The following is a 21,540-nucleotide window of genomic DNA, read 5'->3' on the forward strand; positions in this document are numbered from 1 at the left end:
GCACAGCAACTAGCCCCCCAGATGCCGCACCCGGTCCCACACCAGCGGGTCGGCGACACCCGCGCGGCGCCGGAAAGCGTTCGCCGCCACCTCCCGCAGCTCGTCCGTCTCCAGATAGCTCCGGCGGCCCCGCGCGTCACCGACCGCCCCCGGGGGCAGCGGGATCACCCCGGGCCGCTCCTCGTGATGCCGCGTGGTGATCTTGATGACGAGCGCCGTGCCGCCGCGCACCGACAGCACCAGGCAGGGCCGGTCCTTCGCACCCGCCGGAGTGTCCTCGTACGGCACCCGCGCCCACCAGATCTCGCCGGGCGCCGGACGGGTGGTCGCCCCGGTCCGCGGCGCGCCGCCGTCCGCGCCGCCGTCCGCGCGCCGTCCGCCGGTGGTCCGCCGGCCGCGCCGCGGCGGACGGGCCGGTCCCGGCCTTGTGGTGCGGCGCCCGCGGCGCGGCGGCCTTCGGCTCCGCCCGCGCCCGTCGACCACCGCGGCGACCAGCGCCAACGCGATCACGGCCACCACACCCGGCCACCACGAGGTGTCCACACCCGCTCCCTCCACGCCGCAGGTCCCTGCGACCGTACCGGCAGCCGCCGTCCGCGGCACAGGGGAGAGGCCCGCCGCACCTGCCCACCCGGACTGGTGATTCCGCCCACAGCTCGCCCCGCTGGAGGCGCCACACAACCCTTTGCGCCTTACGCTCGTGGGCACTGCACTGAGAGCCCGTGTCCGCCGAGTACCGCCGGGTTACCGCAGGAAACCTGCGTGGACCGCCGGACCGCACCACACGGCACGGGCCTGCCGCTCCGCCGCCCCCGCCCAGGAGGTTCACGACCGTATGAAGCTCACTGTCGTCGGATGCTCGGGGTCGTTCCCTTCCACGGAATCGGCCTGTTCGAGCTACCTCCTGGAGGCCGACGGCTTCAGGCTGCTCCTCGACATGGGCAACGGCGCCCTCGGCGAGCTGCAGCGCCACACCGGTCTCTACGACCTCGACGCCGTACTCCTTTCGCACCTGCACGCCGATCACTGCATCGACCTCTGCGGCTACTTCGTCGTCCGCTACTACAGGCCGGACGGCGGCCGTTGCGCGCCGATGCCGGTCTACGGGCCGGCCGGCACCGAGCGCCGGCTGACCGCCGCGCACGCCGACCTGCCGCACGAAGGGGCGATGAGCGAGGTCTTCGACTTCCGCACCCTGACGCCGGGTTCGTTCACCATCGGCCCCTTCACCCTCCGCGCGGAACGGGTCAGCCACCCCGTCGAGGCGTTCGGCTTCCGGATCGAGTACGACGGCCGTTCGCTGACGTACTCGGGCGACACCGGCACCTGCGCGGCGCTCGACGACCTCGCCGACGGCACCGACCTCTTCCTGTGCGAGGCGTCCTTCACGCACGGCAAGGAGGACATCCCCGATCTGCACCTCAACGGCCGCGAGGCGGGGGAGCACGCGCAGCGGGCCGGCGCGGGACGGCTGGTGCTGACCCACATCCCGCCGTGGACCGACCCGGACATCAGCCTCCGCGACGCGCAGAAGGTCTACGACGGGCCCGTCGAGGTCGCCAGGGCCGGGACGGTCTACGAGATCTGAGGCCCGCCGCGCAGCAGGAGCGGCGCGCGGCCGGGACGCACAAGGGCCCCGGAACCGATCGGTTCCGGGGCCCTTTTCCGTGTGCGGGGCGACCGCTACGCCTTCGTCAGGTCCTCGACCTCTTCCTCGGGTTCGCGGCCCGGGGTGGTGAGGTTGAACTTCTTGATGGCGAAGCGGAACAGGAGGTAGTAGATGACGCTGAAGACCAGGCCGATCGGGATGATCAGCCAGGGCTTGGTGGCCAGGTTCCAGTTCAGTACGTAGTCGATGGCGCCGGCCGAGAAGGTGAAGCCGTCGTGCACGCCGAAGGCCCAGGTGACGGCCATCGAGATCGCGGTCAGCACCGCGTGGATCGCGTACAGCACCGGGGCGATGAACATGAACGAGAACTCGATCGGCTCGGTGATGCCGCAGACGAAGGAGGTCAGCGCGAGCGAGACCATCATGCCCATCACGGCCTTGCGGCGCTCGGGGCGGGCGGCGTGCGCGATGGCGACGGCGGCGGCCGGCAGGCCGAACATCATGATCGGGAAGAAGCCCGACATGAACTGTCCGGCGGACGGGTCACCGGCGAAGAAGCGGCCGATGTCGCCGTGCGCGACCTTGCCCGCCGCGTCGGTGAAGTCACCGAGCTGGAACCACGAGACGGTGTTGACGAACTGGTGCATGCCGATCGGCAGCAGGGCGCGGTTGATCAGGCCGAAGAGGCCCGCGCCGCCCGCGCCGAGGCCGGTCATCCACTCGCCGAAGCTGGAGATGCCGTCGCCGATGGGCTCCCAGACCAGCACGAAGAGCACGCCGACCGCGGTGCCCACGAAGGCCATGATGATCGGGACGAGCCGGCGGCCGTTGAAGAAGCCGAGCCAGTCGACCAGCTTCTTGCGGTGGTAGCGCTGCCACAGGGTCGCGGCGAGCAGACCCATGATGATGCCGCCGAGCACGCCGGGGTTGTTGACGACCGGCTCGACCCACTTGCCCTTCTCGATGTGTCCCTCGGTGACCGGGAACGCCTTGAGGACATTGCTGTAGACCAGGAAGCCGACCAGCGCGGCGAGCGCGGTGGAGCCATCGGCCTTCTTGGCGAAGCCGATGGCCACGCCTATGCAGAACAGCAGCGGCAGGTTGTCGAAGACGGCACCGCCGGCCGCGGCGAAGACCTTGCTGACGTCGATCCAGCCCAGACCGTCCTTGCCGAAGACGTCCGGCTGCCCCAGCCGGTTGAGGATGCCCGCTGCGGGCAGCACGGCGATCGGCAGCTGGAGGCTGCGGCCGATCTTCTGCAGGCCCTGGAACAGGCCGGAGCCCCGCTTCTTTGCGGGGGCCGCCTTCGCGGCAGTGGCCGAACTCATCGGATTCCTCCTGGTGAGGCGGGCACTCGGGAAGGGGGACGGCCCGCTTGTTGGTCTACACCACTCAGTGGTTTAGACCATTCTTAGCACGTAGCCCCGACATAAAGGAATCCATTCTTCCAAGTGGTGTGGACCACATGGCGACCGGCCCTCGGACCGACGGGTCCAAAGGCCGGAAAAAGCGGGCCAGGCATCCAGGAAATGCGCCGCCGCGAACCTCACCGGCTCAGTGTGCACGGTGAGTTGGGGCGCGCGGACGAAAATGCCCGATGCTCACGCACCGGACTTCCGCGACTACTTCACGTTGTCCTTCTCCAATTCCTCCGCCACGTCCTCCGGCTCACGCCCCGGAGTCGTCAGATCGAATTTCGTGATCACGAAGCGGAAGAGCACGTAGTAAACCACGGCGAAGCACAGACCGATCGGAATGATCAGCCACGGCCTGGTCGCAAGACCCCAGTTGATGACGTAGTCGATCAGACCCGCCGAAAAGCTGAAACTGTCGTGCACCCCCAGCGCCCAGCTGACCGCCATCGACACCCCCGTCAGCACCGCGTGGATCCCGTACAGCACCGGCGCGATGAACAGGAACGAGTACTCGATCGGCTCGGTCACCCCGGTCACGAACGACGTCAGCCCGACCGACAGCATCATGCCCGCGACCTCCTTGCGGCGGTGCGGCTTGGCGCAGTGCGCGATCGCCAGCGCGGCGGCGGGCAGCGCGAACATCATGATCGGGAAGAAGCCGGTGGTGAACTGCCCCGCGGTCGGATCGCCCGCCAGAAACCGGTTGATGTCGCCGTGCACGACCGTGCCGTCCGGCTTGGTGAAGTCGCCGAACTGGAACCAGACGAACGTATTCAGGAACTGGTGCAGCCCCACCACCAGCAACGCCCGGTTGGCGACACCGAAAATGCCGGAACCGACCCAGTCCAGATCCGTCAGCCACTTGCTGAAACTCGTCAGCGCATCGCCGACCGGCGGCCAGACGAACAGGCACACCACGGCGAACGCCAGGCCCACGAAGGCCATCACGATCGGCACCAGCCGCCTGCCGTTGAAGAACCCCAGCCAGTCCACCAGCTTCACCCGGTGCAGCCGCTGCCAGAACCACGCCGCCGCGAACCCCATCAGAATGCCGCCGAACACCCCCGGATTCTGGAACGTCGCCTGCGCCACCGCCCCCTTGCCGTCCACGCACACCCCGCCCCACAGACCCGCCTGCGTATACGTCTGCCCCGCGGCGCAGCCCACCGGGAACTGGTGCAGCACCGAGTAATAGACGAGGAAGCCGACCACCGCCGCCAGCGCCGTCGACCCGTCCGCCTTCTTCGCCATCCCGATCGCGACACCGATGCAGAACAGCAGCGGCAGACCGAGCCCCGAATCCAGCAGCGCACCGCCCGCCCCCACGAACACCTTGGCGACGTCGTCCCAGCCGAGACCGTCGGCGCCGAACACATCCGGCTGCCCCAGCCGGTTGAGAATGCCCGCGGCGGGCAGCACCGCGATGGGCAGCTGAAGGCTGCGCCCCATCTTCTGCATGCCCTGGAAGGCGTTGGCCGCCCAGGTCCTACGGGGAGCCGCCGCCGCACCGGAACTCATCCGCCACCTCCCGGCAGGCCGCCCGTCACCACGTCGCCCGAGGCGTGCCGCATACTGGTGGTGTAGACCAGTTGTGGTGCGATTCCGGGCCCCCGGCGTGCACTCCGGGTGCTCGCCATCCTTCGCCAGACGGCGGGCAAACGCCCATAAAACTGGGCTGAACGTGCGTTACGGTTCGTCAACCGCACGGCAGAACCGCCGGCGGCCGAGACAAGCAGGAGTGGACATGGCCAGCAAGGCTGAGAAGATCGTCGCCGGGCTCGGCGGACTCGACAACATCGAAGAGGTCGAGGGCTGCATCACCCGCCTCCGCACCGAGGTCGTCGACGCCTCCCTCGTCGACGAGGCCGCACTCAAGGCCGCAGGCGCCCACGGCGTCGTCAAGATGGGCACCGCGATCCAGGTCGTCATCGGCACCGACGCGGACCCCATCGCCGCCGACATCGAAGACATGATGTGAGCTGACCCCCAGGTCACCACCACGCGGGCCCCGCCCCCCGGCAACCCACGCCAGGGACGGGGCCCGCGCCATGCCCGCCGGACGAACGAGCCGAAGCCGCGCCTGCCTGGCGACACGACCCCGGACGCACTCATCTAGGCTCTACGCCATGTCTCGCATCGACGGCCGCACCCCCGAACAGCTCCGCCCCGTACGCCTCGAACGCGGCTGGAGCAAGCACGCCGAAGGCTCCGTCCTCGTCTCCTTCGGCGACACCAAAGTCTTCTGCACCGCATCCGTCACCGAAGGCGTCCCCCGCTGGCGCAAGGGCAGCGGCGAGGGCTGGGTCACCGCCGAGTACTCGATGCTGCCCCGCTCCACCAACACCCGCGGCGACCGCGAAGCCGTACGCGGCAAGATCGGCGGACGCACCCACGAGATCTCCCGCCTCATCGGCCGCTCCCTCCGCGCCGTCATCGACTTCAAGGCACTCGGCGAGAACACCATCGTCCTCGACTGCGACGTCCTCCAGGCCGACGGCGGCACCCGCACCGCCGCCATCACCGGCGCCTACGTCGCCCTCGCCGACGCCATCACCTGGGCCCAGGGCAAGAAGATCGTCAAGCACGGCCGCAAGCCGCTGACCGGCACCGTCTCCGCCGTCAGCGTCGGCATCGTCGACGGCACCCCGCTCCTCGACCTCTGCTACGAGGAAGACGTCCGCGCCGACACCGACATGAACGTCGTCTGCACCGGCGACGGCCGCTTCGTCGAGGTCCAGGGCACCGCCGAAGCCGAGCCCTTCGCCCGCGACGAACTCAACGCACTCCTCGACCTCGCCGTCAACGGCTGCGCCGCACTCGACGCAGCCCAGCACGAGGCACTCGCCCGCACCCTCTGACCCCGGCGACGCCACCAGGACGGGGCCGCGGCGCCCGGTGCCCCACCCCGTCCTGGCCCGGCCCGCACCCCGTCCCGGCAACCAAAAACCGGCCCCGTGCGTGTCATCCTTTGCCCGAGCATGACCCAAGGGGAGGAACCGCACCATGGCCCAGCACCCGCACCGCCGACGACCCGCCGCCACCGCACTCGCCGCGGCGGCCCTCGCCCTCCCGCTCCTCACCGCCTGCGGAGCGGTCGACACGGCCGTGAACTGCGCCAAGACCGCCACCGCCGTCGTCAACGGCGTCGACAGACTCCAGAAGAACGCAGGCGACGCACTCGACGACCCGCAGCGCACCGAAAAGGCCCTCGACGACATCGACAAGGACCTCAAGGACATCGGCGACTCCACCGGCGACCCCGACCTCGCCAAGACCGTCACGAGCCTGCAGCGCGCCGTCGACAACGCACAGCGCGCCGTCGAGGACAACAAGGCCCCCGACCTCCAGCCCCTCGCGGACGCGGCCGGTGAACTCACCAAGGTCTGCACCCCGGGATAATTACGTCCCATGCAGCACACAACCGAACCGCAGGCCCCCCGGCGCCTGATCCTCGCCACCCGCAACGCCGGAAAGATCACCGAACTCCGCGCCATCCTGGCCACCGTCGGCCTCGACGTCGAACTCGTCGGCGCCGACGCCTACCCGGAGGTCCCCGACGTCAAGGAAACCGGCGTCACCTTCGCCGAGAACGCCCTGCTGAAGGCACACGCCCTGGCCCGCGCCACCGGCCACCCCGCCGTCGCCGACGACTCCGGCCTGTGCGTCGAGGTACTCGGCGGCGCCCCCGGCATCTTCTCCGCCCGCTGGTCGGGCCGGCACGGCGACGACCGCGCCAACCTCGCCCTGCTCCTCGCCCAGCTCTCCGACATCGACGACAACCACCGCGCCGCCCACTTCGCCTGCGCCGCCGCCCTGGCCCTCCCCGACGGCACCCAGCGCGTCGTCGAAGGCACCCTGCGCGGCACCCTGCGCCACACCCCCGCCGGCACCGGAGGCTTCGGCTACGACCCGATCCTCCAGCCCCTCGGCGAGACCCGCACCTGCGCCGAACTCACCGCCGACGAAAAGAACGCCATCAGCCACCGCGGCCAGGCGTTCCGGGCACTGGCACCGGTGGTGAAGGAACTCCTGGGCTGAGGCGTGCGGCTCGCCTGCCGAAGGTCTGGCATGCATGGCAAAGGCCCGGCACGAGTGATCGTGCCGGGCCTTCGCGAGTACCTGGTACGGCCGGAGGGACTCGAACCCTCACGCCTCGAAGGCACTGGTACCTAAAACCAGCCTGTCTCACCAATTCCAGCACGGCCGCGCGCCAGGGTCATAGTACTGGGTGCCTATGACGCCCCAGAAGGCTGGCGCCGTCGCCGTCCGCCACGGCACCAAGTGTCCGTGATCGCATGGCAGTTGGGGCACAGGAGGCGCAGATTCTCCGAACGGTCGTCGCGCCAGTCGCCATTGATGTGGTCGATTTCGAGCGTCATGGGCCGGCCGTTCCACACGGGGTCCGTACCGCACGCGGAGCACCGTTCGGGCACATCCGTCTGCAAAAGGGCTCGCCGCAGCATGGCGCTGTGTGCGCGCCGCTTCCGGTGGTGCTTGACGAGTATGTCCTCGGGGCTCCTGGGCGGAGTCCGGCCCGGTTTGCCTCGCATGTGTGCTTGCCCCAGGAAGTGTGTCGTGCTGATGCCTTCGGCGGACACCCAGGAACGGAAGAGGGACCGGCTGCGCGCGGTGTCCGCGATGCCCAGGTGGCGCAGGGCGGCCGCGACGGAGACCGACGCGTCGGCAGCCTGTTGCAGGGACTCCCGGGTGGGGCGGGGGTGTTTGGCGCCCCGTACGACGGGCCGGAAGTGGGACACGTCGATCCCGAAATGGTCGAAGCGCTTGAGCAGGTGCCGTCGGACCTGGTGGTAGGAGTGGCCGCCGCAGAACACGATGACCTCGTCGATGTCCGTACAGCACCGCGCGGCCTCGGCGAGCAGTTCCCGTGTGTAGCGGACCCGCTCGCTCATCGCTGCCCCGCCGGATGACCGGAGCGTGCGGATGTGTTGCGCCCCCGGTAGGTGTCCGTCGTCGCATGGCAGTTGGGGCACAGCAGGCGAAGGTTCTCTCGCCGGTTGTTGCGCCAGTCTCCGTCGATATGGTCCACCTCCAGCGGCAGGAGACAACGCCTCCAGACGGGCCCCGTGCCGCAGAGCGCACAGCGTTCGTCCGCCCCGAGAGCCAGCAGGGCGGCCTTGAGGCGGCTACTCGGCACCCGGCGGGCGGCAGAGCGGGACTCCACGAGCAGTTCGTCGGGAGCGAGACGCCGACGCGTGGTGCTCCTGTTCCGGCCCTGCGGTGTGAAATGCGAGGTGTCGATTCCCAGGCCGTGGATGCGGCGGCTGATGTGGGAGTGCTGGCCGCCTACGACATCGAGCCCGAGGCGCCGCAGCACCTCGCACATGTTCACCGAACAGGCCACCGCCTCCTCAAGAACCTCCCTCGTCCACCGCGCCCCCTCCCGCTCGAAATGGGAGGTGTCGATCCCCAACGACCGCATCCGGTCGCGCAGATATCGCCGGGAGTGCCCCTTCGGATCCACCCCCAGCTTGGTCAGTGCCTCCGACAGCGTCCGTGACGTCGATGCCGCGGTGGTGAGCCGTTCTCTGGTGTACGGACTGGCCGGCATGTGCGCCCTCCCCGTTCTCCGCGCGCGGGCCCTTCCCGCACCCCCTCGAACAGAACAACGATCGAACGCAAAGGCGGTTACGCGGGGTGAGGGAAAGAATGCGAAGGGTCCGGGTGTGGCTGAGGCCCCGAGGCGCGTGCCCCGGGGCCCCTCTATGTGGCGTCGGTCAGAACTTCGGTTCCGTCGTCTGGGAGGTGATCATTTCGACTGCCTCCTCCTTGGTGGCGACGGAGGGCGGGGAGCCTTCCAGGGGCTGCTGGGCGGTCTCCTTCATGCAGGCCACGGCGATGACGCCGACGAGGGCTGCGCCCATCGTGTAGTAGGCGGGGACCATGACGTTCCCGTTGAACGCGCCCATCAGGGCCGTGATGACGAGCGGGGTGGTGCCGCCGAAGATCGAGACCGCGAGGTTGTAGCCGATGGAGAGCGAGCCGTAGCGGACGCTGGTGGGGAAGAGGGCGGGCAGGGCGGCGGACATGGTGCCCAGGAGGCAGACGAGGGAGAGGCCGAGGAGGGCCATGCCGCCGATGACCGTGGCGAAGCTGCCCTGCTTGACCAGGAGGAAGGCCGGGATGGACGTGATGAAGAAGCCGAGCATGCCGGTCATCAGCAGCGGCTTCCGGCCGAAGCGGTCGCTGAGCTTGCCGACGCTGCTGACGATCAGCATCAGGACGATCATGGTGCCGACCAGGATCAGCAGTCCGTGCGACTCCTTGTAGTGCAAGGTGTCGGTGAGGTACGTCGGCATGTACGACAGCAGCATGTAGTCGGTGATGTTGTACGCGCCGACGAGGGCGATGCACAGGATCAGCGTCGGCCACTGCTGGGCGAAGATCTCGCCGAGCTTCTTCTTCGGGGCGTTCTCCGACAGGTGCGAGAACTCCGCCTCGGCGTCGGTGGCGGAGCCCGTGGCGGTGTGGGTCTGGGACGCCTCCAGCTTCTGGAAGGCGGGGGTCTCGTCGAGCTTCATCCGCAGGTAGAGACCGACCAGGCCGAGCGGGCCCGCGACCAGGAACGGGATGCGCCAGCCCCACTGCACCATCGCCTCGTCGGTCAGCGCGGCGTTGAGGATCAGCACGATGCCGGCGGCGCCGGTGTAGCCGATCAGGGTGCCCATTTCCAGGAAGCTGCCGAAGTATCCGCGCTTCTTGTCGGGGGCGTACTCGGCTATGAAGGTCGAGGCGCCGCCGTACTCGCCGCCGGTGGAGAAGCCCTGGATGAGGCGGAAGATGATCAGGAGTACGGGTGACCAGAAGCCGATCGCCGCGTACGAGGGGATCAGGCCGATGCAGAGGGTGCCGATCGCCATCATGATCATGGTGAAGGCGAGGACCTTCTTGCGGCCGATGCGGTCGCCGAGCGGGCCGAAGTAGGCGCCGCCGAGTGGCCGTACGAGGAAGGCCACGGCGAACGTCGCGAACGTCGACAGCAGGCCGGCTGTGTCGCTGCCGCCGGGGAAGAAGACCTTGCTGATGACGACGGCGAGATAGGCGTAGATCCCGAAGTCGAACCACTCCATGGCGTTACCGAGGGCGGCGGCCTTCACGGCACGCTTGACCACCTTTTCGTCGGTGACCGTGATATCGGTGCGCCGGAGCTTGGGGTTCCTGCGCCTGGCTATGGCACGGAAGAGCGCGCGGTGACGCTTCAGCGCTTCCGGGTCGTGTTCGGAAGCGTTCTCAGCTTCGGTGCTGCCGATCGGCACGAGGCGGTCCTCTCGTTCGGTCAGAGCGCGGGGTGCGCGATGGGGTACGACGAGTGCGCCTGCGCAGTCGAGCGCGGATCAAACCACTCTGGCGCCGGAACGCGAGGTACGTCACTCGGGTTGGGCCGTCCGGATGACTTGGCCTGGCCTGCGGTTTTACGGGCCGGAGCGGGCCTTGGGAGCGCTTTCGGGCGGGGTGCGCCGTTACAGAACTGGTACACAGCCGCGGGGTCATCGCAGCGTCCGGGCAATCCGTCCGTGTGGCGGAGGGAGGAGGGTGGTGTGCTGTCGTCACCGCCCGTGCGCCCGGAGCCGCCGCTTCCGCCGCGCGTGTGAGGAGAGTGGCGGCGTTCGTGTGTACCGGGTGGGGGTACGGGGCGTGGGCTCCGGGAGGAGAGGGCGATGACCGACCGCGACGGAGCGCGCCGGATGAGGGGGCGTATCGCCCTGGTGGCGTTCGTGGTGGTCACCGCGCTGGCCGCGGGCGGGGTGTGGTTCGGCCAGTCGGGGGGCCATGCGACGGCGGTCGATGTGGCGCCGAAGACGTCGGCGGTGCAGGACGTGAAGTCGTCGGGGAAGCCGTCGGACGGGCTGCCGGGGGTGCGGGACTGCGGCGCGGGCGAGCCGGAGGTCAAGCCGCGGGTGATCACGCTGACGTGCGCGGATGCGGGCATGGTGGCGACGGCCATCACCTGGGAGAAGTACGGCGCGAAGTCGGCGGAGGGCAGGGGCGTGGTGCAGGTCGAGAAGACCGCGGCGGGCGGCGGCGCGGATTCGGTGTTCCCCGCGACGTTCCGGCTCTACGGGGCGGAGCCGGTGGCGGGCGGCCGGGCCTTCACGGGGCTTGAGGTGACGTACGACGGCTCGACGCCGCTCGGCGACACGACGGAGATGTACAACCTCGCGTGATGGGCATCCGAGGCCGGATCGCGCTGGCCATTTCGTGTATGACGGCGCTGGCCGTGGTGCTGCTGGGGTTCGCCGTGCACCACATCGCGGACGCCGAGCGGGAGCGTTCGGCGCGGGTGTACCAGGACTACCGGTTGAGTGCGGCGCTCCAGATCTACGAGCGGGACGGGACGCTGGCGATGGGGGCGCAGCTGGACGATGCGACGCTGCCTTCGCCGTTGCGGGCGGCTGCGTTCGAGGGGAAGTCGGGGACGTACGTCAGCGGGGGCGAGGATCCGCGGGTGTGGGCGGCGACGGGGGTCGGCGGGAGCGAGGAGCGGCCGGGGCGTTCGCTGTCGGTGTCGGCGGCGTTTCCCGATGACGATCCGGCGCAGCTGGCGCTGGACCGGGCGCTGCTGGTCGCGGGGGTGGGCACGGTCACGGTGATGGCGGTGGTGTCGTGGTTCGTGGCGCAGCGGCTGTCGCGGCGGCTGCGGCTGAGTGCGGCGGCGGCGCGGCGGATAGCCGCCGGTGCGGCTCCGGACGCGGACGCGCTGGCGAGCCGTGGCCGGGACGAGGTGGCCGAGCTGGGCCGCAGTGTGCATCACATGGCGATGTCGCTGGCGGCGCAGGCGCAGGCGGAGCGGGAGTTCACCGCGGATGTGGCGCATGAGCTGCGTACGCCGGTGGCGGGTCTGGTGGCGGCTGCCGAGCTGTTGCCGCAGCCGCGTGCGGTGGAGATGGTGCAGGACCGGGCGCAGGCGATGCGGCGGCTGGTGGAGGACCTGCTGGAGGTGTCGCGTCTTGACGCCGGGGTGGAGCGGGCGGATCTGGATGCCTGTGAGCTGCCGTCGCTGGTGCGGGGGATCGTGAAGCGGGCGGTGCGGCAGCGGGGCGTGTCCGAGGTGTCGGTCTCGGTGTCGGTGGAGGGGGAGCCGCGGATCGTGGAGACGGACCGGCGCCGGGTGGAGCGGGTGCTGGTGAATCTGCTGGCGAACGCGGCGAAGCACGGGGAGCCGCCGATCGAGGTGGTGGTGGCGGGCAGCCGGATCGTGGTGCGTGATCACGGTCCCGGCTATCCGGCGGAGCTGTGTGCCGAGGGGCCGCGGCGGTTCCGTACGGCGGCGCCGGAGCGGGGGACGGGGCACGGCCTGGGGCTGACGATCGCGGCGGGCCAGGCGGAGGTGCTGGGGGCGCGGCTGGACTTCGGCACGGCTGCGCAGGGTGGCGCCGAGGCCGTCCTGGAGCTGCCGGACCGGACGGTGGGGGGCGACGTGGACGTGGTGGGGGCGGGGTAGGGGCGGTCGGGGCGGGGGGTGTCCGGGGCGGGGAGCGGCTTCCGGGGTCGGGCGGGCGCGGGCGGCGTTTCACCCCCCCCCACCCCCGAACCCACCCCCGCCCCCTCCCCCGTAGGGGGAGAGGGGGGAGGGGGCGGGGGAAGCCTCACAGCGGGCGGGGGAGCCTTCGCGGCCCCTGCCTCACAGCTCCCGCCTCACAGCCCGGAACCCCGCCTCACAGCCCCAGATCCTTGATGATCTTGGCGACGTGGCCGGTGGCCTTGACGTTGTAGAGGGCGCGTTCGACCTTGCCCTCCTCGTCGACGATGACGGTGGAGCGGATGACGCCGGTGACGGTCTTGCCGTAGAGCTTCTTCTCGCCGAAGGCGCCGTATGCCTCCAGGACCTGCTTGTCGGGGTCGCCGACGAGGGTGACCTTGAGGTCTTCCTTCTCGCGGAACTTGGCGAGCTTCTCCGGCTTGTCGGGGGAGACGCCGATGACGTCGTAGCCGTGACCGGCGAGGAAGTCGAGGTTGTCGGTGAAGTCGCACGCCTGCTTGGTGCAGCCGGGGGTCAGCGCGGCCGGGTAGAAGTAGACGATGACCTTGCGGCCCTTGTGGTCGGCGAGCGAGATCTCGTTGCCGTCCGCGTCGGGGAGGGTGAAGGCGGGGGCGGTGTCACCGGTCTGCAGTCGCTCGCTCATGTCTCTCCTTCGGATGGTGCGTACGCCCCCGAGATTACGGCTTCCGTGGGGCCCGTGGTGCGGTGCGGTGGAAGCCGTGGCTGCGCGTAACGGGGGTGCTGTGGGGCGCGGGCGGGTGTGAGCTGACAGACTGTCCTTCACGAATCGGCACGGACAGGATCTTGGCCGGTTCCGTACGGGGCTCGTGCCCGGTCCTGTACGCATCGGCCCGAGACGACGGAGGCAGCGCGGTGTCGGAAGCCAGGACCCCTGCGCAGATCGAGGCGGACATCGTCCGCCGGCGGCAGGATCTCGCCGTGACGCTGGACGAGATCGGTGTGCGGCTGCACCCGAAGACGATCATCGGTGAGGCGAAGGCGAAGACCGCTGAGGTGGTGGACCGGACGGCGGGGCGTGCGTATGTGGCCGCCAACCGTGCGGTCTCGGACGTGCGTGCCCAGCTGGTGTCGGAGGACGGCGCGCCGCGGCTGGAGCGGATCGTTCCGGTGGCCATGGTCGGTGTGGGTGTGGTGGGGCTGCTGGTGATGCGCGCCAAGCGGCGCCGCGGCTGAACGGCGCCCGGCGGCCCGGCAGTCGGCAGGGTGCGGGTACGGTCGTGCCGTGAGCCCGAATAACACCAAGGACACCCACGACAAGCTGCCGATCCGGATGCTGCACGACCGCGTGCTGGTGCGGACGGACATCCCCGAGGGCGAGCGGCGCTCGACCGGGGGCATCGTCATTCCGGCGACCGCTGCCGTCGGCCGCCGTCTGGCCTGGGCGGAGGTGGTCGCCGTCGGCCAGAACGTGCGGACCGTCGAGGTGGGTGACCGGGTGCTGTACGACCCGGAGGACCGTGCCGAGGTCGAGGTGCGCGGTGTGGCGTATGTGCTGATGCGGGAGCGGGATCTGCACGCGGTGGCCGCGGAGCGTCTTGAGGGTTCGGACGACGCGACCGGGCTGTACCTGTAGTCGTTTCCGGTAGCCGGTGGCCGTCTTCGGCGGTCATCCGTGAAGGCCCTGCGATGAACGGGCGGTGATCGAGGTCACCGCCCGTTGTGCTGGGCTTTTGCTAGCCTCGAAGACACCCGACGAGACGCGCCGTACCGGGCAGGACAAGACGACGCACCCCTGTTGAAGGTCTTTCACGGAGGTGCCGTCATGGCATGGGTTTTGTTGATCATCGCCGGTCTGCTGGAGGTCGGCTGGTCGATCGGGATGAAATTCACCGAGGGGTTCACGCGGCTGTGGCCCAGCGTGTTCACCGGCGCGGGCATCATCGCGAGCATGCTGCTGCTGTCGATCGCCGCGCGGTCCCTGCCGATCGGCACGGCGTACGGCGTGTGGGTCGGTATCGGTGCCGCGGGCGCCGCGGTCGTGGGGATGCTGGTGCTCGGTGAGCCGGCCACCGCGGCGCGGATCTTCTTCATCTGTCTGCTGCTGGTGTCGGTGGTGGGGCTCAAGGCGACGTCAGGTCACTGAGCTGCGCGGCCTCACTCAGTAGTCCTCGTCGGGGCCCACGGTCGGGAAGTCCTCGGTGGGGGCGCCGGTCGGCTCGGTCGGTGCGGTGTCGGTGGGTTCGGGTTCGCCGGGTTCTGTGGGGGTGCCGGTGTCCGTGGGCGGGGTGGTGGGTTCGCCGTCGCCCGGCTCCGGCGAGGTGCTCTCCGACGGGGATCCGGAGTCATCGGGGCCGGGTTCGTGGGCGCCGGGCTCCAGTTGGAGGTCGAAGTCGCGGACCGGTTGTCCGTCGAGGACGGTCGCGGTGTAGTCGGCCCAGATCTCGGCGGGGAAGCCGCCGCCGTTGACCCGTGACAGGCCGGCCGCGCCGTAGAGCGGTTCCTGGGCGGCGGTCTTGGGGTGCTGGCCCAATACGGCGACGACGGTGGCGAGTTCGGGGGTGTAGCCGGCGAACCAGGCGGCCTTGTCGCCCTCCGCGGTGCCGGTCTTGCCTGCTGCCGGGCGGCCCGCCTCCTGTGCCGCGGTGGCGGTGCCGCCCTCGACGACGCTGCGCAGGACGGACGTGGTGGTGTCGGCCGCTTCCCGCCCGATGGCGGTGGTACGGGCGCGTTCGGGGAGCGGGACGTCCGCGCCGGCCTTGGTGAGCTTGTCGACGAGGGTGTAGGGGCGCTGTTGGCCGTGGTTGGCGAGGGTGGCGTACACCTGCGTCATGTCGAGGACGCTGGGGGTGGCGGTGCCCAGGGAGATGGCGCCCTGGGAGGTGGCGAGGCTGGGCGTGCCGGACGGGATTCCCAGGGCGACGGCGGTGTCCTTGACCTTGGCAGGGCCGACGTCGATGCCCATCTGCGCGTAGACGGCGTTGACGGACTTGTCCATGGCCTCGCTGACGGTGATCGGGCCGTAGGAGCGGTCGTCCTCGTTGGCGGGGGCGAAGCCGGTGGGGGTGCCGTTGTTGAGGGTCATGCGCTTGTTGGTGCCGTCGTAGACGGTCTGGGGGGTGATGCGGGTGCCGTCCTGGGTGGTGGAGCCGTTCTGCACGGCGGAGGCGAAGACGATCGGTTTGAAGACGGAGCCCACCTGGTAGTCGCGCCGGGTGGCGCCGTTGACGTACTGCTCGGCGTAGTCGACGCCGCCGTACATGGCGACGACCCGGCCGGTTTCCGGGGCGATGGATGCGCCGCCCGCCCGGACGTAGGAGTCGACTTTCCTGCTGTCGCTCAGCTGGTCCATCAGCCGGTTGTCGACGGCGTCGGTGAAGGCTTCCTGGCGGTCCTTGTCGAGGGTGGTGGTGATGCGGTAGCCGCCGGAGCGCAGGGTGTCCTCGTCGACGATCTTGTGGTCGGTCAGGTAGTCGGTGACGGCCTTGACGACGTAGCCGCGCTGGCCGCTGAGGCCGGTGGGGGACGTGGCGCGGTGCGGTGCGGGGAAGGTCATGGCGGCCCGGTCGGCGCGGCTGAGCCATTTCTTCTTCACCATGCCGTCCAGGACGTAGTTCCAGCGCGCCAGGGCCCGTGACTTGTTCTCGGGGTGGGCGGTGATGTCGAACGCGCTGGGGGAGTTGAGGAGGGTGGCCAGGTAGGCGCCCTCGGCGGTGGTGAGTTCGTCGGAGTTCTTGCCGTAGTACGCCTGGGCGGCGGCCTGGATGCCGTAGGCGTTGCGGCCGTAGTAGCTGGTGTTGAGGTAGCCCTCCAGGATCTCTTCCTTGCTCACCTCGCGGTCCAGCTTGATGGAGATGAAGAACTCCTTGGCCTTGCGGGTGACGGTCTGTTCCTGGCCGAGGTAGTAGTTCTTGACGTACTGCTGGGTGATGGTCGAGCCGGACTGTTTGCCCTTGCCGGTGACGGTGTTCCAGGCGGCCCGGAGCATCGCGCCGGGGTCGACGGCCGATTCGGAGTAGAAGTCGCGGTCCTCGGCGGCGAGCACGGAGCGCTGGACGGTCCTGGGGATCTGGCTGAGCGGGACGTTCTCGCGGTTGACGTCGCCGTCGCGGGCCAGTTCCGTGCCGTCGGAGTAGAGGTAGACGTTGCTCTGGGCCTTGGCCGCGCTGTTGGCGGGCGGTATGTCGACGAGGAGGTAGCCGGCGATCAGGCCGCCGCCGACGATCAGCAGGATCAGCAGCAGCGTGCCGAGGAGCTGGCGCCAGGTGGGGAGGAAGCGGCGCGGGCCGGTGCGCCGCGGGCGGCGCGGCGGGCGCTCGGCCCAGGCGGCCGTGGGGCCGGGCCGCGGGCCCTGCTGCGGGGGACCGTCGTGTTCCGGTCCGTGCTGCGGCTCTTCGCTCATCTGGTGGGACTCCTCTGCCGCCGCCGGGGATGGTGCTGCGGTGGATCGGTGCCGTCGGGGGATGCGCGGTACGTCCTGTCAAGGGTTACCCGCCCCGGGACGTTCTGTCGCCTCATCTGCTCCTGCCGCGAGGGGCGGCGTGCGCCGGGTACCGCTCCGTGTCCGGCCGTACGGGGCCCCTCGCGCACCCCTTCGGGTGATAAATCGATGGTGGTCGCTCCGGGTACCGCAGTACGCTCCGGTGCTTTGCCGCCATCCGCCGTCCGGCGTTGTTTCCGTCCGTCCGGCGTCGTATCCGTCCGCCGGGCGCCGGTCCGCCGCTCAGGTGGCAGCGGTACCGAGCACGAAGGGGAGCGCGCTGATGCTGTACACGGCCGTGGCGGCCGGCGGCTTCCGGCGGTACGCGACGTACCGCGTCGCCACCGCAGCCGGGGTGTTCACCAACACCGTCTTCGGTTTCATCGTCGCCTACTCGTACATCGCGCTGTGGCACGAGCGGCCTCACCTGGGCGGCTATGACCAGGCGCAGTCGCTGACGTTCGCCTGGACGGGGCAGGCGCTGCTGGCGGCCACCGCGATGATGACCGGCGGCGGGATCGCCGAGCTTGAGGAGCGGATCCGCAGCGGGGACATCGCGGTGGACCTGCACCGGCCGGCCGATCTTCAGCTGTGGTGGCTGGCGGCGGACCTGGGGCGGGCGGGGTTCCAGCTGATCGGCCGCGGGGTGGTGCCGATGGCGGTGGGTGCCTGCTTCTTCGATCTGGCGCTGCCCGGGGACGGGTGGACGTGGGGGCTGTTCCTGGTGTCGTCCGTGCTGGCCGTGGTGGTGAGTTTCGCGGTGCGCTATCTCGTCGCGGTGGCGTCGTTCTGGCTGCTGGACGGGTCGGGCCTGGCGGTGATCAGCGGGCTGGCGTCGATGTTCTTCTCCGGGATGGTGCTGCCGCTGCGGATCTTCCCGGACGGAATCGGCCAGGTCGCGCAGCTGCTGCCGTGGGCGGCGCTGCTCCAGGTGCCGGCCGATGTGCTGATCGGCGCGCGGACCGGGGGTGCGGTGGTGCGGGGGCTGGTGTTCCAGGCGGGCTGGGCGGTGGCGCTGCTGGTGCTGGGGCGGCTGATGCAGTCGGCGGCCACCAGGAAGGTGGTGGTGCAGGGTGGCTGACGCCGGACGGGTACGGGCCGCCGGGACGGCCGTGGCGGACGGCGCTCCCCGGCGGGGCGCCGTGGCGGTGCACGGGCTGCGGGTCTACGGGCTGATCGTGTGGATGTGGGTGCGCTCGACGCTCGCCTACCGGGCGTCGTTCGTGATGACGGTGGTCGGCAACTTCGCGGCCAGTTCCCTGGACTTCGTCGCGATCCTGATGATGTTCTCCCGCATCGACGCGCTCGGCGGCTTCTCGCTGGCCGAGGTCGCCTTCCTCTACGGCACGGCCAGCACCTCGCTCGGCCTGGCCGATCTGCTGCTGGGCAGCATGGACCGGCTCGGCAGCCGGATCAGGGACGGCACCCTGGACGTCTTGCTGCTGCGCCCGGTGCCGGTCTTCGCGCAGCTCGCCGCCGACCGCTTCGCGCTGCGCAGGCTGGGCAAGATCACCCAGGCGCTGCTGGTGCTCGCATGGTCGCTGGGCCGCCTGGAGGTGGACTGGACGGCGGGCCGGGTGCTGATGGTGCCGTTGACGGTGGTGTGCGGCGCGGTCATTTTCGGGGCGGTCTTCACGCTGGGTGCCGCGTTCCAGTTCTGGGCGCAGGACGCCGCGCAGGTGCAGAACTCGTTCACGTACGGCGGCAACGCCCTGCTGCAGTTCCCGCCGACGGTGTTCGGCAAGGACCTGGTGCGCGGGGTGACGTTCATCGTGCCGCTGGCGTTCGTGAACTGGCTGCCGGCGCTGTGGCTGCTGGGCCGTGACGACCCGTTGGGGCTGCCGGGGTGGGTGGACTTCCTGGGGCCCGCGGTGGCCCTGGCGCTGTGGGGGGTGGCGGGTCTTGCCTGGCGGCACGGGGTGCGGGCGTACCGGAGTACGGGGAGCTGAGGGGGCGTGGGGGTGCGGGAGACGAGCGGAGGAGGAGCGGTGAGTGGTGCCGCAGGGGACGTGATGATCGAGGTGACGGACGTCGAGAAGGTCTTCTCGGTGCGCCGCAAGGCGGGGCGGCTGCGGCGGGTGCGGCAGGAGGTGCGGGCGGTGGAGGGGCTGACGTTCACCGTGCCGCGCGGCGAGATGGTCGGCTACATCGGCCCGAACGGCGCGGGCAAGTCGACGACGATCAAGATGCTGACGGGCATCCTGATGCCCAGCGGCGGCCGGCTGCGGGTGGCAGGGCTCGACCCGGCGCGCGAGCGCAACCGTCTCGCCCGCCGGATCGGCGTGGTGTTCGGGCAGCGCACCACCCTGTGGTGGGACCTGCCGCTGAAGGACTCGTACGAGCTGGTGCGCCGGATGTACCGCGTCCCGGACGCCGTCTTCCGCGCGAACCACGAGCGCTGTGTGGAGCTGCTGGACCTGGGGCCGCTGCTCGATGTGCCGGTGCGGCAGCTGTCGTTGGGGCAGCGGATGCGCGGGGACATCGCGGCGGCTCTGCTGCACGATCCCGAGGTGCTCTACCTCGACGAGCCGACGATCGGGCTCGACGTGATCAGCAAGGCGAAGGTGCGGGACTTCCTGCGCGAGGTGAACGCGGAGCGCGGCACCACCGTCCTGCTGACCACCCACGACCTGACCGACATCGAGCAGCTGTGCCGCCGGGTGATGGTCATCGACCACGGGCGGCTGGTGTACGACGGGCGGCTCGGCGGGCTGCGGGCGGCAGGCGAGGGGGAGCGGACGCTGGTGGTCGACCTGGAGCGGGAGCTGCCGCCGATCGACGGGGTGCCGGGGGCCCGTACGGTCAAGGTGGCCGGGCCGCGGCAGTGGCTGGCGTTCCCCGCGGGGCAGAGCGCGGCGCCGCTGGTCGCGGCGGTCGCCGCGCGCTATCCGCTGGTGGACCTCTCGATCCGCGAGCCGGACATCGAGGACGTCATCGCCCGGCTGTACGCGGGCGGGCGTCCGGCGGGTGTGGCGGAGGGCAGCCGGTCGTGAACCGCCGGGTGCGCCGCGGCCCGCGGGTACGGCTCAGAGCGAGGCGGGCGCCGGGCGCCTGAGGTGGTCGAGGTCGAGTGCGTCGGCCATCGCGCGGTAGCCCTGGTCGCTCGGGTGGAGGTGGTCGCCGGAGTCGTAGGAGGGCCGCAGCCGCAGGGGGTGGGCCGGGTCGCGGAGTGCCTTGTCGAAGTCCACGACCTCGTCGAAGACCGTGCCGGACCTGATGATCTTGTTGACCTGTTCGCGTACCTCGTTCAGCTTCGGTGAGTAGCCGCGGTGGCCGCCGAACGGGCTGAGCGTGCCGCCGGTGACGCGCAGTCCGCGGGCGTGCGCCTCGTTGACGATCTCCCGCATGCCCCCGACGATCTTCTCAGGGTCGAGCTGCCGCGGTGACTTGAACAGGTCGTTCAGGCCGATCTCGACGACCACCGCCTTCACGCCCGTGCGGGAGAGCGCGTCGCGCTCCAGCCGGGACAGCACGCTGGGGCCGTTGTTCGGCGAGAAGCGGCTGCCGTTGACCAGCAGGCGGTTGCCGCTGATGCCCTGGTTGAGCACGCCGAGGCGGGGGGCGTCCGGCTCGTTGCGCAGCCGCTCGGCGAGGAAGTCGGTCCAGCGGTGGTTGGCGCCGACCGTGGAGGTGATGCCATCGGTGATCGAGTCGCCTATGGCCACCACGGAGCCGTGTGCCTCCCGGCTCCAGACGTCCACGCCGGTCAGGTAGCGCCAGTAGGGGCTCTGCTCGGTGTAGGCGGCGCCGGTGTCGTCCTCCGTGCGGTCGCCGCGTGCCAGGTAGGACGTCTGGCGGGCGTACGGGTGGTAGGTGGCGGGGCCCGACGGGGACGGCGAGTAGGTGGTGACCAGCAAGTCGGTGTCGTGCGGCACGGTCAGCCCGACCGGGTCGCTGGTGACCGCGCCGCCCGCCGGGATGGTCACCGCCTGCCGGCCGCCGAAGGAGAGCCGGCGCATGCTGCCGGTCGCGGCGGTCGGGTTGCCGGTGGTCGCGGCGAGCGCCAGCGAGGCGTGGCTGACCGGCAGCGGGCGGGTGCCGTAGAGGTTCGACAGCTGGATGCGGGCGCTGGAGCCGCCGACGCTGGTGTGCACGACGTTGCGGATCGACATTCCGGCGTAGCCGTCCAGGGTGCCGGGCTCCGCCGCCGCCGCTGCCGCCGACCAGGTGCCGACCCACTGGCCGGCCGCGGCGGGTGCCGCCGGGTCGCGCGGCGGGTTCCCGGTGGTGCCCAGGCCGCCGTTGCCGCCGAAGCCGACGAAAATGGCGGTCGAGACGAGCACCACCACCGCCGCCAGACCGGCGAGCAGGGCGTAGCCCACACTTTTGTTCATGCGGGACGATCTCCTGGGACGGCGGAGCGGCAGGCTCCGGGCGGGCAGGGCGGCCGGATGCGGGAGCCCACCGCGCCTTCGTGCGGGCGAAAGGCGGAGGTCTCGCTCGTCCGGCGATCAGCGGCACCGTTGCGGTCCGATCGGTCCCCCATGATCCCACGGGGAACCAGGGGCCGGCCCGGCGCCCTGACCGGCCCCCATGACGGGACGCGGGGAACTCGTGGTTCGTTCCGCGTGTAGGTCAC

At 70.5% G+C, this 21,540-nt stretch carries 22 protein-coding genes, 1 tRNA gene and 1 riboswitch; of the genes, 13 read left to right on the forward strand and 10 right to left on the reverse strand.

The annotated features are described in order from the left end of the window. Positions 1-9: 9 nt before the first annotated feature. On the reverse strand, positions 10-543 hold the full coding sequence (locus ACIBK8_RS03795; protein ID WP_399039891.1) for a type II toxin-antitoxin system PemK/MazF family toxin: 534 nt from the start codon (positions 541-543) through the stop codon (positions 10-12). A gap of 292 nt (positions 544-835) precedes the next feature. Between ACIBK8_RS03795 and ACIBK8_RS03800 the strand changes: the two genes are divergently transcribed. Continuing rightward, a complete protein-coding gene (locus ACIBK8_RS03800) occupies positions 836-1,588 on the forward strand; it encodes an MBL fold metallo-hydrolase (RefSeq protein WP_399039893.1) in 753 nt (250 codons plus the stop codon). A gap of 95 nt (positions 1,589-1,683) precedes the next feature. Here the strand turns inward: ACIBK8_RS03800 and ACIBK8_RS03805 are convergent, their stop codons facing one another. Both ACIBK8_RS03805 and ACIBK8_RS03810 read right to left on the reverse strand, forming a co-directional pair. Then, the gene (locus ACIBK8_RS03805) at positions 1,684-2,937 is read right to left on the reverse strand and encodes a PTS transporter subunit EIIC (protein ID WP_399039895.1); all 1,254 of its coding nucleotides are present in this window, start codon (positions 2,935-2,937) and stop codon (positions 1,684-1,686) included. A 294-nt stretch (positions 2,938-3,231) separates the two neighbouring features. Further along, a complete protein-coding gene (locus tag ACIBK8_RS03810; protein ID WP_399039896.1) occupies positions 3,232-4,542 on the reverse strand; it encodes a PTS transporter subunit EIIC in 1,311 nt (436 codons plus the stop codon). Between ACIBK8_RS03810 and ACIBK8_RS03815 the strand changes: the two genes are divergently transcribed. The 4 genes from ACIBK8_RS03815 to rdgB all read left to right on the forward strand — a co-directional run bounded on the left by ACIBK8_RS03815 (position 4,481) and on the right by rdgB (position 7,062). Further along, positions 4,481-5,002: a glucose PTS transporter subunit EIIB gene (locus ACIBK8_RS03815; RefSeq protein WP_399039897.1), complete on the forward strand. Its 522-nt coding sequence runs from the start codon at positions 4,481-4,483 to the stop codon at positions 5,000-5,002. The genes ACIBK8_RS03810 and ACIBK8_RS03815 overlap by 62 nt on opposite strands. Positions 5,003-5,150: 148 nt before the next feature. Further along, positions 5,151-5,882, forward strand: a complete 732-nt coding sequence (gene rph, locus ACIBK8_RS03820) for a ribonuclease PH (RefSeq protein ID WP_399039898.1) — start codon at positions 5,151-5,153, stop codon at positions 5,880-5,882. 145 nt (positions 5,883-6,027) lie between these two features. Further along, a complete protein-coding gene (locus ACIBK8_RS03825; RefSeq protein WP_399039900.1) occupies positions 6,028-6,423 on the forward strand; it encodes a hypothetical protein in 396 nt (131 codons plus the stop codon). A 9-nt stretch (positions 6,424-6,432) separates the two neighbouring features. Next, positions 6,433-7,062, forward strand: coding sequence for an RdgB/HAM1 family non-canonical purine NTP pyrophosphatase (rdgB, locus tag ACIBK8_RS03830; protein ID WP_399039901.1), 630 nt, complete (start codon positions 6,433-6,435; stop codon positions 7,060-7,062). An 82-nt stretch (positions 7,063-7,144) separates the two neighbouring features. On the opposite strand, the gene ACIBK8_RS03835 is transcribed toward rdgB, so the two are convergent. The 4 genes from ACIBK8_RS03835 to ACIBK8_RS03850 form a co-directional block, all read right to left on the reverse strand. After that, a tRNA-Leu gene (locus tag ACIBK8_RS03835) sits at positions 7,145-7,231 on the reverse strand. A gap of 25 nt (positions 7,232-7,256) precedes the next feature. Beyond that, positions 7,257-7,934, reverse strand: coding sequence for an HNH endonuclease (locus ACIBK8_RS03840; RefSeq protein WP_399039902.1), 678 nt, complete (start codon positions 7,932-7,934; stop codon positions 7,257-7,259). Next, positions 7,931-8,593, reverse strand: a complete 663-nt coding sequence (locus ACIBK8_RS03845; RefSeq protein ID WP_399039904.1) for an HNH endonuclease — start codon at positions 8,591-8,593, stop codon at positions 7,931-7,933. Before ACIBK8_RS03845 ends, ACIBK8_RS03840 begins: the two co-directional genes overlap by 4 nt. A 166-nt stretch (positions 8,594-8,759) precedes the next feature. Then, positions 8,760-10,298: an MFS transporter gene (locus tag ACIBK8_RS03850; RefSeq protein ID WP_399039906.1), complete on the reverse strand. Its 1,539-nt coding sequence runs from the start codon at positions 10,296-10,298 to the stop codon at positions 8,760-8,762. Between the two features lie 402 nt (positions 10,299-10,700). On the opposite strand from ACIBK8_RS03850, the gene ACIBK8_RS03855 reads away from it, so the two are divergent. Beyond that, complete coding sequence (locus ACIBK8_RS03855) at positions 10,701-11,207, forward strand: hypothetical protein (RefSeq protein WP_399039907.1); 507 nt, start codon at positions 10,701-10,703, stop codon at positions 11,205-11,207. Further along, positions 11,207-12,484, forward strand: a complete 1,278-nt coding sequence (locus ACIBK8_RS03860; protein ID WP_399039908.1) for a sensor histidine kinase — start codon at positions 11,207-11,209, stop codon at positions 12,482-12,484. Before ACIBK8_RS03855 ends, ACIBK8_RS03860 begins: the two co-directional genes overlap by 1 nt. Positions 12,485-12,698: 214 nt before the next feature. Here the strand turns inward: ACIBK8_RS03860 and bcp are convergent, their stop codons facing one another. Next, complete coding sequence (bcp, locus tag ACIBK8_RS03865; RefSeq protein WP_399039909.1) at positions 12,699-13,166, reverse strand: thioredoxin-dependent thiol peroxidase; 468 nt, start codon at positions 13,164-13,166, stop codon at positions 12,699-12,701. Positions 13,167-13,396: 230 nt separating this feature from the next. On the opposite strand from bcp, the gene ACIBK8_RS03870 reads away from it, so the two are divergent. The 3 genes from ACIBK8_RS03870 to ACIBK8_RS03880 all read left to right on the forward strand — a co-directional run bounded on the left by ACIBK8_RS03870 (position 13,397) and on the right by ACIBK8_RS03880 (position 14,627). Continuing rightward, complete coding sequence (locus tag ACIBK8_RS03870) at positions 13,397-13,717, forward strand: DUF3618 domain-containing protein (protein WP_399039910.1); 321 nt, start codon at positions 13,397-13,399, stop codon at positions 13,715-13,717. A gap of 97 nt (positions 13,718-13,814) precedes the next feature. Then, positions 13,815-14,117: a co-chaperone GroES gene (locus ACIBK8_RS03875; protein WP_227048872.1), complete on the forward strand. Its 303-nt coding sequence runs from the start codon at positions 13,815-13,817 to the stop codon at positions 14,115-14,117. A 90-nt stretch (positions 14,118-14,207) separates the two neighbouring features. Next, a riboswitch (guanidine-III (ykkC-III) riboswitch) is annotated at positions 14,208-14,275 on the forward strand. A gap of 31 nt (positions 14,276-14,306) precedes the next feature. Next, positions 14,307-14,627, forward strand: coding sequence for a DMT family transporter (locus tag ACIBK8_RS03880; protein ID WP_393685699.1), 321 nt, complete (start codon positions 14,307-14,309; stop codon positions 14,625-14,627). 15 nt (positions 14,628-14,642) lie between these two features. Here the strand turns inward: ACIBK8_RS03880 and ACIBK8_RS03885 are convergent, their stop codons facing one another. Beyond that, positions 14,643-16,883, reverse strand: coding sequence for a transglycosylase domain-containing protein (locus tag ACIBK8_RS03885; RefSeq protein ID WP_399039911.1), 2,241 nt, complete (start codon positions 16,881-16,883; stop codon positions 14,643-14,645). A 361-nt stretch (positions 16,884-17,244) separates the two neighbouring features. Between ACIBK8_RS03885 and ACIBK8_RS03890 the strand changes: the two genes are divergently transcribed. The 3 genes from ACIBK8_RS03890 (at position 17,245) to ACIBK8_RS03900 (ending at position 19,954) form a co-directional block, all read left to right on the forward strand. Further along, positions 17,245-18,042 carry an ABC transporter permease gene (locus ACIBK8_RS03890; protein WP_399039912.1) on the forward strand — a complete coding sequence of 266 codons (798 nt, stop codon included), beginning with the start codon at positions 17,245-17,247 and terminating at the stop codon, positions 18,040-18,042. A gap of 103 nt (positions 18,043-18,145) precedes the next feature. Next, positions 18,146-18,910, forward strand: coding sequence for an ABC transporter permease (locus ACIBK8_RS03895; protein WP_399040282.1), 765 nt, complete (start codon positions 18,146-18,148; stop codon positions 18,908-18,910). Positions 18,911-18,973: 63 nt separating this feature from the next. After that, positions 18,974-19,954, forward strand: coding sequence for an ATP-binding cassette domain-containing protein (locus tag ACIBK8_RS03900; RefSeq protein WP_399040283.1), 981 nt, complete (start codon positions 18,974-18,976; stop codon positions 19,952-19,954). 33 nt (positions 19,955-19,987) lie between these two features. On the opposite strand, the gene ACIBK8_RS03905 is transcribed toward ACIBK8_RS03900, so the two are convergent. Further along, the gene (locus ACIBK8_RS03905; RefSeq protein WP_399039914.1) at positions 19,988-21,295 is read right to left on the reverse strand and encodes an SGNH/GDSL hydrolase family protein; all 1,308 of its coding nucleotides are present in this window, start codon (positions 21,293-21,295) and stop codon (positions 19,988-19,990) included. Positions 21,296-21,540: the final 245 nt, after the last annotated feature.

It is taken from the genome of Streptomyces sp. NPDC050161 (genome assembly GCF_044460025.1).
Classification (GTDB): domain Bacteria; phylum Actinomycetota; class Actinomycetes; order Streptomycetales; family Streptomycetaceae; genus Streptomyces.